The organism is Vogesella sp. LIG4, from assembly GCF_900090205.1.
Lineage (GTDB): Bacteria > Pseudomonadota > Gammaproteobacteria > Burkholderiales > Chromobacteriaceae > Vogesella.
Map to the genome: position 1 here is coordinate 2,090,475 of NZ_LT607802.1, position 14,704 is coordinate 2,105,178.

Annotated in this window: 10 protein-coding genes; 6 read left to right on the forward strand and 4 right to left on the reverse strand. The window is 64.2% G+C overall.

Annotated elements, in window-relative coordinates:
* Positions 1-285: 285 nt before the first annotated feature.
* A complete protein-coding gene (locus tag PSELUDRAFT_RS19350; protein WP_157725077.1) occupies positions 286-681 on the forward strand; it encodes a hypothetical protein in 396 nt (131 codons plus the stop codon).
* Between the two features lie 503 nt (positions 682-1,184).
* Here the strand turns inward: PSELUDRAFT_RS19350 and PSELUDRAFT_RS09880 are convergent.
* Positions 1,185-1,841, reverse strand: coding sequence for a peroxiredoxin (locus PSELUDRAFT_RS09880; protein WP_088966683.1), 657 nt, complete (start codon positions 1,839-1,841; stop codon positions 1,185-1,187).
* A gap of 343 nt (positions 1,842-2,184) precedes the next feature.
* Here PSELUDRAFT_RS09880 and PSELUDRAFT_RS09885 point away from each other — a divergent pair, with 343 nt between their 5' ends.
* Entirely contained in the window at positions 2,185-5,883 is a 3,699-nt protein-coding gene (locus tag PSELUDRAFT_RS09885) for a PAS domain S-box protein (RefSeq protein WP_088966684.1), read from the forward strand.
* Positions 5,884-6,004: 121 nt separating this feature from the next.
* Here the strand turns inward: PSELUDRAFT_RS09885 and PSELUDRAFT_RS09890 are convergent, their stop codons facing one another.
* The gene (locus PSELUDRAFT_RS09890; RefSeq protein WP_088966685.1) at positions 6,005-7,288 is read right to left on the reverse strand and encodes an HAD family hydrolase; all 1,284 of its coding nucleotides are present in this window, start codon (positions 7,286-7,288) and stop codon (positions 6,005-6,007) included.
* Between the two features lie 237 nt (positions 7,289-7,525).
* On the opposite strand from PSELUDRAFT_RS09890, the gene PSELUDRAFT_RS09895 reads away from it, so the two are divergent.
* A complete protein-coding gene (locus PSELUDRAFT_RS09895; RefSeq protein WP_088966686.1) occupies positions 7,526-8,299 on the forward strand; it encodes a DeoR/GlpR family DNA-binding transcription regulator in 774 nt (257 codons plus the stop codon).
* Here the strand turns inward: PSELUDRAFT_RS09895 and PSELUDRAFT_RS09900 are convergent.
* A complete protein-coding gene (locus PSELUDRAFT_RS09900; RefSeq protein ID WP_088966687.1) occupies positions 8,296-9,231 on the reverse strand; it encodes a LysR family transcriptional regulator in 936 nt (311 codons plus the stop codon). The genes PSELUDRAFT_RS09895 and PSELUDRAFT_RS09900 overlap by 4 nt on opposite strands.
* Before the next feature lie 142 nt (positions 9,232-9,373).
* On the opposite strand from PSELUDRAFT_RS09900, the gene PSELUDRAFT_RS09905 reads away from it, so the two are divergent.
* From PSELUDRAFT_RS09905 to PSELUDRAFT_RS09915, 3 genes are all read left to right on the forward strand, one after another.
* Positions 9,374-10,012 (forward strand): NAD(P)-dependent oxidoreductase, encoded by a 639-nt coding sequence (locus tag PSELUDRAFT_RS09905; RefSeq protein WP_088966688.1) that lies wholly within the window; start codon positions 9,374-9,376, stop codon positions 10,010-10,012.
* A 246-nt stretch (positions 10,013-10,258) separates the two neighbouring features.
* Positions 10,259-13,270: a response regulator gene (locus PSELUDRAFT_RS09910; RefSeq protein ID WP_162291249.1), complete on the forward strand. Its 3,012-nt coding sequence runs from the start codon at positions 10,259-10,261 to the stop codon at positions 13,268-13,270.
* Positions 13,267-14,370, forward strand: coding sequence for a two-component system response regulator (locus PSELUDRAFT_RS09915; protein ID WP_088966690.1), 1,104 nt, complete (start codon positions 13,267-13,269; stop codon positions 14,368-14,370). Before PSELUDRAFT_RS09910 ends, PSELUDRAFT_RS09915 begins: the two co-directional genes overlap by 4 nt.
* Before the next feature lie 119 nt (positions 14,371-14,489).
* Here the strand turns inward: PSELUDRAFT_RS09915 and PSELUDRAFT_RS09920 are convergent, their stop codons facing one another.
* Positions 14,490-14,693: a YbdD/YjiX family protein gene (locus tag PSELUDRAFT_RS09920; protein WP_088966691.1), complete on the reverse strand. Its 204-nt coding sequence runs from the start codon at positions 14,691-14,693 to the stop codon at positions 14,490-14,492.
* Positions 14,694-14,704 lie beyond the last annotated feature (11 nt).

Consider the following 14,704-nt stretch of genomic DNA (forward strand, 5'->3'; position numbering starts at 1 on the left):
GTGCTAGCATGGCAGCTGACGGCCACAAGCGGACGTCGGGGAAATTGCTTCAAAGCAGCCGTAGGCAAGAGATGCTCACAGGATTACCGTCGAAGTGTGAATGGCATAATCTCTGGGCCATTGGCTGCGCCACGTATGACTGCCATATATTCTCGTAGATATTGCCTGGAATCTTCTTATCGCCTGTATCGGTAAGGCTTCCTAGCTGCTGTGCTATCCAGGATATACGGCGCCCTGACAGTGTTATGCAGCTGTAACGCCGTCTATTTTACGTTAGAGGTTGCAATGGTTAAGCCTGTTATCATTTTGATTGCTTTTCTTTTTTCTACTGCAACGACTGGACAGGATTTGGGAAAAGAAATGCAATGCAGAAATGGCGGTGCATTGGTAATGGGTGCATGGCATCAGTTGTCTTTCTGTCTGCACTATCACAAATTAAACATAGGAAAAGTTTCGGAAGTAAGGCAGTTAGTTTCTAAAACATACCCCCAAATCGTCCAAGAAATAGACTCTGAGAGCGAACTATCATTGTCCATGAAGCAAATTGCTTATGCCTTACCTTTCGACTTTAGCAACAACCAAAATGCAAACCTACTAGAAAGTATTTGTGAGTCATCAATAAGTGCCATGAACACTTATGTTGAACCAAACTGGCAAAAAGAATTGTCATGTTGGCAATAATCTCTACGCGCCGCAGCCTAACAAGGGCGTTAATCGTCCGCTTTTCAAAGCGGCGACTGTCGCCTTTGGGGCGGCAGCAGACGTAGTCACCAATTTCAGTGACTGTCTGCTTCGGCCGACCTGCTGCCGATCAAGCTGCATGAGTGGTAGATCGAAAGCATCATGTAAAGCATCAATCAGAGGAAGCTGATGCCATCCTGTTGGTAGGGCAGAACCGTGCCTTGTGTTTTCGACTTTAATTGACGCTTAGCGGGCGAACTTGGCCTGTGAAGCTGGCTTGTTTACGACTTTAGCTGTATCCATTGCGAGGAGAGCTAGGCGGGACAAGGGGGCTTGTTTGCGACTTTAATCGGGCTGTGCAAATGCCTACAGGCGATAAGCAGGTTCGATAGCGGGCCTATGCCCCGTCCTGCCCGGGGTGCGGGAGCTGATTGTGGCCATGTGCCGGCTGGCGCCCGGCGGGGAAGGTGGGGCCGACCGAGTGGCCGACCCCGTGTTGCTGCTTACTTGCGCGGCATCGGCGTGGTGCGCAGGTAGGGCAGCTTGATGTCGAGGCTGCCGTATTTCTCGCGGGCCTGATCATCGTTGAGCGCCAGTGCCACGATGACATCCTCGCCCACCGTCCAGTTGGCCGGCGTGGCCAGCGGCACGTTGTAGGTCAGCTGCAGGGCGTCCAGCGCGCGCAGCACTTCGGCAAAGTTGCGGCCTACCGACATCGGGTAGGTCATCGACAGCTTGAGCTTCTTGTCCGGGCCGATGATGAACACCGAGCGCACGGTGGCGGTGTCGGCGGCGGTGCGGCCATCCGGCAGGTAGGCCTCGGCCGGCAGCATGTCGAAGGCCTTGGAAACCGCCAGGCCATGGTCGGCAATGATGGGGAAGCCGGCCTTGCTGCCGCCGTAGCTTTCGATGTCGAGCTTCCATTTGCGGTGCGCGTCGGCATCGTCCACCGATACGCCTATCACCTTGGTATTGCGACTGGCCCATTCATCCGCCAGCCTGGCAACGGCGCCGAATTCGGTGGTGCACACCGGGGTAAAGTCCTTGGGGTGGGAAAACAGGATCGCCCAGCCACTGCCTATCCAGTCGTGAAAACTGATGCTGCCCTGGTCGGTGTCGGCGGTGAAATCGGGAACGGTATCGTTGATGCGCAGAGCCATGATCGAATCTCCGGTTGGTGGTGCGGCACGCAGGCTATGTGCTGGCTGCCTGCGGCCAACGCCGGCACCGCTGGCGGCGGGTGTGTCCGCCACGGGGCCGGTCAAGCAAGCAGTATAGACAGGCACCGCGTGCAATCTAGTACGGTAACCCCGGGGATGCGCCTTGTTCGCCGCCTACTCCCAATGGCCTGTTTCGCCGCCGAAAAATTATCGATAATGTCCAGACTGGCGCCCCGCACCTTGCGCGCGCGGGAGTAATATGCCGGCAATTTCAAATGCGGCTTTTATTTACAAGTAAACAGTGGCGAGTAGTGCTATTCAGGGTAATAACAACGTACAGGCCATGACACCGACTCTGACTGTAGCAAGTCCGTCCAAGCAGGCGCCGCGGCACTGGCTGCTGACAACGCTGTTGCTCGGCGCGGCCTATGTGGTCTGCGGCAAGCTCGGTTTGCTGCTGGCCATTCCCCCCGGCTATGCCTCCGCCATTTTCCCGCCAGCGGGTATCGCGGTGGCGGCTGCATTCATGATCGGGCGGCGCGCCATACCCGGCGTGCTGCTGGGTTCTTTCATTCTCAATCTGTGGATTGCCTACGACAGCAGCCATCAGCTGAGCCTGCTGGGCGGCTGCGCTGCCTTGCTGATTGCGGTGGCTTCGCTGCTGCAGGCGCTGCTGGGCGGTGCGCTGTTGCGCCGGGTGGTGGGCTACCCGGCCGCATTCGATAATCTGCGCGATGTGCTGAGCTTCCAGCTGCTGTCGCCGCTGATCTGCCTGACCAGCGCCACGCTGTCGGTGAGCAGCCTGCAGCTGCTGGGCCTGGTGGTGCCCGGCGGCTTCGCGCTGAGCTGGTTCATGTGGTGGGTCGGCGACACCCTGGGCCTGCTGGTGCTGGTACCGCTGACCATGGTGGTGGCCGGCGCGCCGCGCCCGCTGTGGCGCAAGCGCTTTGGCACCGTGGCCGTACCGATGCTGTTCGCCTTTACGCTGCTGGTGATCCTGTATGTCAACGTCAGCCACTGGGAGCAGGCGGAGTCGCTGGTGGAGTTCCGGCTGCAGTCGCAGCGGCTGGCCGATACCATGCAGGCGCGGCTGGACGAGCAGGAGTCGCTGCTGGAGCAGACCAAGGGGCTGTTTGCCGGCGACGACCGGGTCACGGCGGAAGAATTCCACCAGTTCACCCGCCAGGCGCTGAAGCGTTTTCCCATGATCCAGGCCATCGAGTGGGCGCCCAGGGTGGAAGGGGGGCGGCGGGCGCAGTTCGAGGCCGAGCAGCGGCCGCGCGTGCCCGGCTTCCAGGTGCGGGAGCGGGATGCGGCCAACGTTTTGCAGCCTGCCGCGCGGCGGGCTGCACATTACCCGGTCACTTTCGTCGAGCCGCTGGCCGGCAACCAGCCGGCGCTGGGTTTTGACATCGTGTCCACGCCCAACCGCGCGGCGGCGGTGGCCAAGGCGATCAGCAGCGGCCGCAGTGTGGCAACGCCGCCGCTGCACCTGGTACAGGCTCCCAGCCACCCGTTCGGCTTTCTGCTGCTGCAGGCGGTGTCCACCGAGCATACCGGCAACGGCATCGTGCTGACCGCCATTCGCGTCGATGACTTCCTGGCCAAGCTGCTGCCGCACGACAAGGCGCAGCTGTGCATCCGCCTTACCGACAGCGGCACGGGGCAGGTGGTGCACAATAATTTTGTCTCCCCGGACAAAATCGTCTGGCAGCAGCAGCTGGCGTTCGGCCAGCGTGTATTGCTGCTGGAAACCAGCCCCAGCCCGGCCTATCTGGCGCAGCACCGCGGCTGGCAGAGCCCGCTGGTGCTGGCGGCCGGCATCCTGGGTACCGGCCTGCTGGGCGCCTTTCTCATGCTAGGCACCGGCTATACCGCCCGGGTCGAGGCGCAGGTGGAGGAGAAAATCGCCGAGCTGTCGGAAAGCAGCGAGAAGCTGACCGGCCTGTACCAGCTGTCGCCGCTGGGCATTGCGCTTACCGATATGGGTGGTCGCTTCATCGACTTCAACGAGGCCTTCCTGCGTATCTGCGGCTACCCGGAGGCGGAGCTGCGCGCGCTGGACTACTGGACGCTGACGCCGCGCCGCTACGAGGCCGACGAGGCAGCGCAGCTGGCATCGCTGCAGCGTAGCGGCCGCTACGGGCCGTACGAGAAGGAATACCTGCGCAAGGATGGCAGCCTGGTACAGATCAGCCTGAACGGGCTGCTGCTGAACGGGCGCAATGGCGAGAAGTACATCTGGTCCATCGTGGAAGACATTACCGAGCGCAAGCAGGCCGAAGCCACGCTGCGCGACAGCGAGGAGCGCTGGAAATTTGCGCTGGAGGGCGCCGGTGACGGTGTCTGGGACTGGAACCTGCAAACCGGCGAGCTGTACCTGACCAAGCGGGAGATGGAGGTTCTGGGCTTCGAAGGTGAAGAAGCGCAATGGACCCATATCGACCACTGGGCAGACCGCCAGCACCTGCAGGACAAGGTGGTACGCAAGCTCGCGTTCGACAACTACCTGGCCGGCAAGGCACCGGTCTACAGCTATGAATTCCGCACCCGCACCCGCGATGGCCGCTGGAAGTGGGTGCTGGCGCGCGGCATCCTGGTGAGCCACAGCGCGGATGGCCGGCCGCTGCGCATGATCGGCACCCATACCGATATCGACGAGCGCAAGCGCCAGCAGGCGCAGGATGCCCGGCGCAGCGCGGTGATGGAGATGCTGGCCCGCGGCGGCAAGCTGCACGATGTGCTGGAGACCCTCATCGCCAGCCTGGAAGTGGAAAACGACGAACTGACCTTCATGGTATTCAGCCAGGAAGCCGGCGAGCAGCCGGGCGGGCAGGGGCGCCACCTGCCGATGAACTGGTTCGACAACCCCGGGCTGGACAAGGTGCGCGGCGGCAGCGCCCTGCTGCGCGGCACGCCGCACGAGCAGCCGATTACCAGCAGCAGCTATCTGCGCAGCCTGCAGGCGCAGGCGCAGTCGATGCGGCTGGAGCTGTGCTGGTCGGAGCCCATCGTCTCCGGTGATGCCACGCTGGAAGGGGTGCTGGTGTCGTTCCGCAACCCGGCGGAAAACCATGCCTTGCCCGACCTGCTGCAACAGCAGCAGGCGGCCAACCTGCTCAGTATCGCCATCCAGCACGAACGGGTGGAGCAGCAGCTGCAGCTGGCCAATTCGGTGTATGTCACCAGCAGCGAAGCCATTGTGGTGACCAGCGAAGACAACCTGATCCTGGCCGTCAACCCGGCGTTCGAAACCATTACCGGCTACAGCGCCTTCGAGGTTGTCGGCAGCAATGCCAGTATTCTGCGCGCCGGGCAGGAGTCCAGCGATTTCCTGCAGGCACTGTGGGCCTCGCTGCGGGAAACCGGCGCCTGGCGCGGCGAGTTCGGCATACGCCGCCGCGACGGCGCCACCCTGGCCGTGGCCCTGAGCGTGAACAGCATTCTGGACGAGGGTGGCAAGGTGACGCGGCGGGTGGCGGTGTTCTCGGACATCACCGCCAGGAAGGAAGCGGAGCAGCAGATCAACCATCTGGCGCATCATGACCTGCTGACCAACCTGCCCAACCGGGCGCTGTTCGCCGACCGGCTGTCACAGGCGCTGGCACTGGCGCGCCGCAATGGCGGCCATTTTGCGCTGCTGTATATCGACCTGGACAATTTCAAGCCGGTCAACGACAACCACGGCCACGGCGTGGGCGACAGGCTGCTGCAGGCGGTGGCTGGCAGAATGCTGGAATGCGTGCGCGAAACGGACACCATCGCCCGCATCGGTGGCGACGAGTTCGTGGCCATCCTGTCGGGCGTGCAGGGGGTGGACGATGCCGGCCACGTGGCCGAGAAGATCCGCCTGGCGCTTGGCCAGCCGTTCGAGATCGGCTCGCATGTGCTCGACATTTCCTCCAGCATCGGCGGCGCGGTATACCCGGAGCAGGGCACGGACGAGAGCCAGCTGATGCAGCATGCCGATATCGCGATGTACCAGGCCAAGAACGAGGGCCGGAATACCATCCGCTTTTACCGCGGGCCGGCGGCGGGGTGATGTGCACCCGAGCGCGTGAACCCGGTGGTTGATGCCGGCTGGCTCCGTTTGTATGGACAAGACAAAGCCCTTGCGCAGCGCGCAAGGGCTTTGTTCATGGCGAGCCGGGGCTCGTGCTTGCTTAGGCCAGCAGCTTGCGCTCGGCCTTGCCGTACTTCAGCGATTTCTCGTCCGGCAGCATCAGGCCGGTATGCTCGTCGCGGCCCTGCAGGATGAAGCGCGCCTGCGGGGTGCCAAGCTGCTCTGCGGCCAACTTGCTGTCGGCGCCGATCTCGCCTTTCTTCATGCGGTTCACGATCACGCCCACCGAGGTGTCGGCGAAGTCGCGCAGCATCCAGGCATCGCCGTCGCTGTCGCCGGCTACCAGCACCGGGCCGTAGCCCTTGGCGGCCACCAGCACGTTGCGGATGCCCACGGTCTTGCCCGGGCCCCAGTTGAAATGCCAGCCTGCCTTGTAGTTATCGGTGTATTTGCCATCCTGCATTTCCAGGCGCAGGCCGATCACGTTCTCCGCCGGCACGCCATAGCCGTAGTTGGGGTGGCCGGCGAACACGCGTACCACGTCGTCGATCGAGGCGGTGCTGACATACACATCGATGCCGTTGCTGCGCAGCGCATTCATCAGCGCGCGGATTTCTTCATGGATGCGGATGCCGTGGAAATGGGTATCGGCTACCACGCCGGCCTTGCCTGGCAGTGTTTTCGGGCTTTCGTACTTCACCTTGCGCAGCGCATCGCCGATGTCGTGGTTGTTCGAGGCCTCGGCCATGGCCTGCAGCTCGGCGGTGCTCATGTTCTTGTAGAAGTAGATGATCCACTTGTAGCCGATTTCCAGCGGATGGGTGTCACAGATGGCGTCGTACATGAAGTACAGCTTGGCGCGGAAATCCTTGAACTGATCGCTGGCCTGGATCTCCTCCAGGCTCATGCTGCCGGCCAGACCCTTGTAGTTGGCATGCAGCCAGCGGTAATCGGCCTCCACGTCGGCAGCCAGGTCGTCCATCGTCACCGGCTTGCCGTCCACCGTGGTGTAGTCCTTCATGAACGGGCCCTTGGGCACGTCCTTCCACATGACTTCCACGAACTCATCCGGCGTCAGCTTGTACTGCAGATGGTTGATCTGGTACATCAGCAGCGCTTCTTCGCAGTCGTTCATGATGCAGGTGTTGTCCCAGTCGAACACCGCGTACGGGCGCTTGTTGGCGTTGTAGTGCTTGCTCTTCACGCCGTGCTCGTCCAGCACCAGCTGCAGGCGTTTGGCGTTGAGCGGCGACCAGCGCGCCGGGTCCAGCGTGGGGGCGCTGAGCTGGGTGGTCGTGGCGGCCTGGGCCTGACCGGCCTTGAGCAACACGGTACTGCTGACGGATACGGCGGCAAGGGTATTCAGAAACTGGCGACGCTGCATGTTGACTCTCCCTGTGTAGGACCCGGTGGTGGGCGGTGATCGGCCGGCGCGGCAAGCGGCGCACGACGCATACATTGAAGAGCATAATCGCGCATCATTTCCACAAAATTACACAAATGCCACAAATTGACACATCGCGGCCGTAACATCGACGCGACACTTTGCCGTCGGCACTGGCTTGACAGCCCGCTGGCGACCGACACAATGCCTGCAACGACATTCCGAATGGAGCCTGCCATGTGGCAAGAAGAGCGCTACCAGCGCATCCGCAGCCTGCTGCACAGCCTGCAGCGCGTCAGTACCGAGCGCATCGTGGCCGAGCTTGGCGTTTCGCGCGAAACGGTGCGCCGCGACCTGGTGGCCATGGAGCAGCTGGGGCAGCTCAAGCGCACCCATGGCGGCGCGATCCGTATCGAGGATGAGGCGCCGATTGCCGAGCGGGCGCAGCAGAACGTGCAGGCCAAGCGCCTCATCGCCCGCGCCGCACTGGCCGAGCTGGCGCACGGGCAGACCGTGTTCGTCGATGCCGGCACCACCACCGCGATCCTGGCCGAGGAGCTGGCCAGGTTCGGCGGTCTGACCGTGATCACCAATTCCTTCGACGTGGCGCTGACGCTGCGCGATGCCGCCAGCAGCGAGGTGCCGTGCAACCAGGTGGTGGTGCTGGGCGGCTCGCTGGGCGAGCGTGCGCCGTCCACGCTGGGTGCCGGCACGGTGGCCGAGATCGGCCGCTACCGCGCCGACGTGGCGCTGATTTCGCCGGTGGGGGTGGAGGCGGCGCGCGGCGCCAGCAACTACGACCACCAGGAAGCCGCAGTGGCGCGCGCGATGGTGGATAACGCCAGCCGCGTGGTGATGCTGGCCGACAGCAGCAAGCTGGGCGTGGGCAGCCGGGTGGTGTTCTGCGCGCCGGAGCGCATCGACACCCTGATTACCGAACGCAGCGCCGGCAGCGTGCCGGCGCTGGCGGAACTGGCGGCAAAGGTTGGCCGCATCGTGCAGGCCGGCTAGCTGGCCGCGCCGGATTCGGCCGCCGCACCCTGGCGCGCCAGGAAGCTGCGGTAGAAGGTGATGAAGGCGCGCGCCGCCGGCGGCGTATGGCGGCCCGGCGGGAGCACGGCGTACAGCCCGCCCTTGGGCAGCGACCATTGCGGCAGCAGATGCACCAGCCGGCCGGCAGCCAGATCCTGGCGGATGCTGTAGTGATCGAGCACGGAAATGCCGGCCCCTTGCAGCAGCAGCGCCCGCAGCGAGGTACTGGAGTCCACCCGTAGCCGGGACTGCATGCGCACCGTGCGCAGGCCGCCATCGGCGGCGTGGAAAGTCCAGGTCAGCGGCGTGCGCATCAGGGTGAATGCCACCCAGTTGTGCCCGGCCAGCTGCTCCGGTGTGTCCGGCACGCCGTGGCTGCGCAGATAGCCGGGGGAGGCCACCAGCCGCTGCTCGAACTCCCCCAGCCTCACGGCGCGCAGCGAGGAGTCGCGCAGCGCCCCCAGGCGGATGGCGACATCGATGCCTTCCGCCACCAGGTCCACCACCTGGTCGCTGGTATGCAGATCCAGCTGCAGCGACGGGTGCAGGCTGGCGAACTCGGTCACGGCCGGCGACAGCGACTGCATGAAATGGTCGATGGGGGCGGTCAGGCGCAGCGTGCCGCCCAGGGCGGTATCGCTGCGGCCAACCTGCTGCAGCGCATCGCGCAGCACCAGCAGGGCCGGCTGGGCCTGCGCCAGCAATGCCTGCCCGGCATCGGTCAGCCGTACCTGCCGCGTGGTGCGGGTGAACAGCGGCACGCCCAGCTGGGTTTCCAGCCGCGAGATATGCAGGCTGACATTGGCCTTGGTCATGCCCAGCCGCTCGGCCGTGGTGGTGAAGCTGCCGCTGTCCGCCACGGTGGCAAACACTTGCAGGCCGTTCAGGTTGTCCAGCAGATTGCGTTTCATCGCTGTCGATGCCCTGGCTGTCAATTTCTTGGTAACAATGAATTATGGAATCGGCGGTTTATCTGATCAATGCGCCGTTGCACTATTGCGTCCATCGCCCGTGCTGATGGCAGTGCGGCAATTACCAGATGGGAGTTCCAGCATGAATATCGCATTGATCGGCGCAAGCGGCTTTATCGGTTCCGGCCTGCTCAAGGAGGCACTGGCCCGCGGCCACCACGTAACCGCCCTGGTGGCGCATCCGGAAAAACTGGCGCCGCAGCCGCAACTCACCGTGTTGCAGGCCGATGTGCAGGACACCGCGGCACTGGCGGCACAGCTCAAGGGCCACGATGCCGTGCTCAGCGCCTTCAGCGGCCACGCACAGCAGAATCTCTACGATTACTACCTGGATGGCATCCGCTCCATCGTGGCCGCCAGCAAGGCAGCCGGCGTCGAGCGCCTGCTGGTGGTGGGCGGTGCCGGCAGCCTGGAGGTGGCACCGGGGGTGCAGGTGGTGGATACCCCGGACTTTCCTGAGCAGTGGAAGCAGTCGGCACTGGGGGCGCGCGAGGCATTGCGCCTGCTGCAGCAGGAGCAGGAGTTGAACTGGAGCATGCTCAGCCCGTCGGCACTGATCGCGCCGGGCGAGCGCAGCGGCCGTTTCCGGCTGGGGCTGGACCAGCTGCTGGTCGATGCCGACGGCAAGAGCCATATTTCCGTCGAAGACTACGCGGTAGCCATGCTGGACGAGCTGGAGCAAGGCGCGCACCCGCGCCAGCGCTTTACCGTGGGTTACTGAGCCGGGGGCGCCCAGCCGGCATAGCTGGGCCATACCAACGCTGCATTGTCGATAAGGGCTGATGTATCAATATCAATAAATGTCGAATGATTATCCGGCCATTTGTGCTACATAGAAAGGACCTGTAGCGCACTGTGACGCGATCATTTTCGAGAAGCCTGGCCTATGCAGCGTTCAACCCCAGGACAGTACGAGGGGTTCGCCTTCCTCTCCACGTCTGCTCCAACTCCTGCCCAGCGCCGCTTGATGTTGGTGGCAATCCTGGGTTCGGCCCTACTGTTCGCGCTGCTGGTGCCGTTTGCCAAGCAGCCGCTGGGCAAGATATGGGCATTCATTCCGGCCTACCAGTCGGCACTGGTGGTGAACGATCTGATCACTGCCGTGCTGCTGTTCGGCCAGTTCTACATTCTGCGCACCATGGCCCTGCTGACGCTGGCCGCCGGCTACCTGTTCACCGCCTGCATGGCGGTGGTGCATGCGCTGAGCTTCCCCGGCCTGTTCGTACCCGGCGGCCTGCTGGGCGCCGGGCCGCAGACCACGGCCTGGCTGTACATGTGCTGGCACGGGATATTCCCGCTGCTGGTGATGCTCTACGCCCTGCTGGCACACCTGGAATGGCGGCTGCCGGCCCGCTTCCGGGCTTCCGGGGCGATTCTGCTGTCCATCCTGCTGGCGCTGCTGGCCACGGCGGTGCTGACCATGGTGACCACCCTGGGCCACCCCTATCTGCCGGGCATCATGCAGGGCAGCCACTACACGCCGGTGATGCTGGGCGTGGTGTCCACGGTGTGGGGGCTGAGTCTGCTGGCGCTGCTGCTGATCTGCCGCTGGCACCAGCGTTCTGTGCTCAATCTGTGGCTGACGGTGGTGATGTTCGCCTGGCTGTGCGACATCGCGCTGTCGGCGATGCTGAACAACGGCCGCTTCGACCTGGGCTTCTACGCCGGGCGCATCTACGGCCTGTTGGCCGCAAGCTTCGTGCTGATGGTGCTGCTGCTGGAAAACGGCCTGCTGTACTCACGGCTGGCACAGACCGCGGTGGCGCTGGATGCCGCCAAGCGCGAGGCGGAGGAGGCTACCCGCGCCAAATCCATGTTCCTGGCCAATATGAGCCACGAGATCCGCACGCCGATGAACGCCATCATCGGCATGTCCTACCTGACGCTGAAAACCGAGCTGAGCATGCGGCAGCGCGATTACGTCAGCAAGATCCACAACGCCGGCACTTCGCTGCTGGGCGTCATCAACGACATCCTGGATTTTTCCAAGGTGGAGGCGGACCGTATCGACCTGGAGAAGGTGAGCTTCCGCCTGGACGACGTGCTGGAGAACGTGTCGTCGCTGGTGGGGCAGCGCGCGGCGGAGAAAGAGCTGGAGTTGCTGTTCGAGTGTGGCTCGGAAGTACCGCAAAGCCTGATCGGCGACCCGCTGCGGCTGGGGCAGGTGCTCACCAATCTGGTCAGTAACGCCATCAAGTTCACCGAGCGCGGCCAGGTGACGGTCAACATCCAGATGCGGGAGCAGGTGGGCGACAAGGTGATGCTGCGCTTTGGCGTGCGCGACACCGGCATCGGCATGGATGAAGAGCAGCAGGCCAGGCTGTTCCAGGCCTTCAGCCAGGCTGACGGCTCCACCACGCGCAAATACGGCGGCACCGGCCTGGGGCTGGCCATCGTCAAGCGGCTGGTGGAGCTGATGGGCGGCAGCATCCAGGTGGAGTCGGAGCCGGGGCAGGGCAGCACCTTCCTGTTCAGCACCTGGCTGGGCGTGTCCGCGGTGCTCAATCCCAGCGGCAAATCGCTGCCGGAAGGTGCGCGCGGCCTGCGGGTGCTGGTGGTCGACGACAACGCCTCGGCACGCGACATCCTGTCCGAGCAGCTGCGCGGGCTGGATTTTGCCGTCAGCACCTGTGCTTCCGGGCGCGAGGCGCTGGAGATCTACCGCCAGGCCAGCATGGATCACCCGTTCGACATGGTGTTCGTGGACTGGATGATGCCGGTGATGGACGGCATCGAAACCGCCACCCATATCCGTGCGCTCAACGGCGCCAAGATCATCATGGTCACCGCCTTCGGCCGCGACGACGTGCGCGCCCAGGCCGAGGCGATCGGCGTGGATGGTTTCCTGGTCAAGCCGGTGAGCCAGTCCTCGCTGCTGGACGTGATGCTGGGCCTGTTCGGCGGCCGCGGCGAGGGCGGCAGCGGGCGGCAGGCGCTGGCACTGCCCAGCCTGGACGGGGTGCGGGTGCTGCTGGCCGAGGACAACCGCATCAACCAGCAGCTGGCGGTGGAACTGCTGCAGGCGGCCGGCGCCACGGTGGACGTGGTGGACAACGGCCGCGATGCAGTGATCCGCCTGGCCGAACACGGGCCGGACGCCTACGACGTGGTGCTGATGGACGTGCAGATGCCGGTGCTGGACGGTATCGAGGCGGCGCGGCTGATTCGCGGCGACCCGCGGCTGCTGGACCTGCCCATCATCGCCATGACTGCCGACGTGCAGGCCACCGAGCGCGACAACTGTCTGGCTGCCGGCATGGTGGATCACATTCTGAAACCGGTGGACCCGCACGTGATGTTCGACACCATACGGCGCTGGGTGCAGCCCAGGGAGGCCGGGGAGGCCGTACCCGAGCCGACCGCTGTCGTGGCGCCGCCACCGCTGGCGATACAGGCGGTGCTCAGCCAGAGCACCGGGCTTGGTAGCGTGGCGGGCAACCGCAGCCTGTACCTGCACCTGCTGCGGCAGTTCGTGGCCGAGGAAAGCGATGCGGGCAACCGTATCACCGTGGCGCTGGCGGTGAGCGATCGCGATACCGCGGTACGCATTGTGCACAGCCTGAAAGGGCTGGCCGGCACACTGGGCTTCCTGCGCCTGCAGGCGGTGGCTGCCAGCCTGCAGCAGGCCATTACCGATGGCGAGGACTACCCGCCGCTGCTGGTTGATTTCGAAGAACAGCTGCAGCGGGTGGTGATGCTGCTCAAGGATGCGCTGGCGCAGGAAGAAGGCGAGCCCGACAGCGTGCCGGGCGAGGCGGCGCCGCTGCTGCGCGAGCTGAGCAGCCTGCTGGCGGCCAGCGACGGCGACGCGCTGGGCTTCTTCCTGGAGCACGCCGTCAGCATTCGCGCGGTGTTGCCGGAGGCGGCGCTGGCCGGTTTTGACAAGGCGCTGCGCCAGTTCGACTTTCCCGCCGCGCGGGAATGGCTGGAACAGGCGGCGGCGGAGGCGGGCATCAACTGGCAGGAGGATGCGTCATGATCGAGAACCTGAGCATGCTGCCGCGGCAGACGGTGCTGGTGGTTGACGACACGCCGGAGAACCTGACCCTGCTGTACGGCCTGCTGAAGGACAGCTACCGCATCCTGGTGGCCAACAGCGGCGAGCGGGCGCTGCAGCTGCTGGCAGGCGAGCAGCTGCCGGACCTGGTGCTGCTGGATGTGATGATGCCGGGCATCGGCGGCTTTGCCGTGTGCCAACAGCTGAAGAGCAACCCGCATACCGCCAGCATTCCGGTGATCTTCCTGACCGCCAAGGGCGAGAACGAGGACGAGCAGGCTGGTTTCGATGCCGGCGCGGTGGATTACATCATCAAGCCGATTTCGCCGCCCATCGTACGGGCACGGGTGCGCACCCACATGAAGCTGAAGGCGGCGGCGGACTTCCTGGTGGACCAGGCGGCCTTCCTGCGCCGCGAGGTGGAGACGCGCACCCAGGAGGTGCAGGTGATCCAGGACGTGACCATCATGGCGATGGCATCGCTGGCGGAAACCCGCGACCACGAGACCGGCAACCACATCCGCCGCACCCAGAACTATGTGCGCGCGCTGGCGAAGCAGCTGCAGCCGCATCCGCGCTTTCGCGCCATGCTGAACGACGACACCATCGACATGCTGTACAAGTCGGCGCCGCTGCACGATATCGGCAAGGTGGGCATACCGGATGCCATTCTGCTCAAGCCGGGCAAGCTCACGCCGGAAGAGTTCGAGATCATGAAGACGCACACCACGCTGGGGCGCGATGCCATCGCCACGGCGGAAAAACTGCTCAATGCACCGAGCAGCTTTTTGCGGCTGGCGCGCGAGATCGCCAACTACCACCAGGAAAAATGGGATGGCAGCGGCTACCCGGAAGGCTTGTCCGGCGATGCCATTCCGGTGTCGGCACGGTTGATGGCGGTGGCGGATGTCTACGACGCGCTGATTTCGCGTCGGGTGTACAAGCCGCCGTTTCCGCACGAGCAGGCGGTGGCGATGATACGCGCCGGGCGTGGCCAGCATTTCGACCCGGACATGGTGGATGCCTTCAGCGAGATAAGCGAGGAATTCCGCGCCATTGCCCTGCGCTACTCCGACGAATAAGTTGCCGCCATCCCGTTTACACGACAAAGCCCTTTCGCACTGCGAAAGGGCTTTGCCAATATGACAAGGGTTGGCCGCATGCGGCCAACCCTTGTCGGGGGGAGGGGCGGGCTGTCAGGTCAGCAGCAGCGCCCGACCTTGCCGCTGCCGCCGCCGTAGCGGGCCTGCTGACGCTCGCGGAAGAATTCCTCGTACGTCATCGGCGTCTGCTCCGGATGGGTGCTGCGCATGTGCGCCAGGTAGGTGTCGTAGTCGGGCTGGCCGACCATCAGCCTGGCGGCCTGCCCCAGTTGCTTACCCAGTGTGCCGAGTTGTTTGAACATGATGCTCTCCC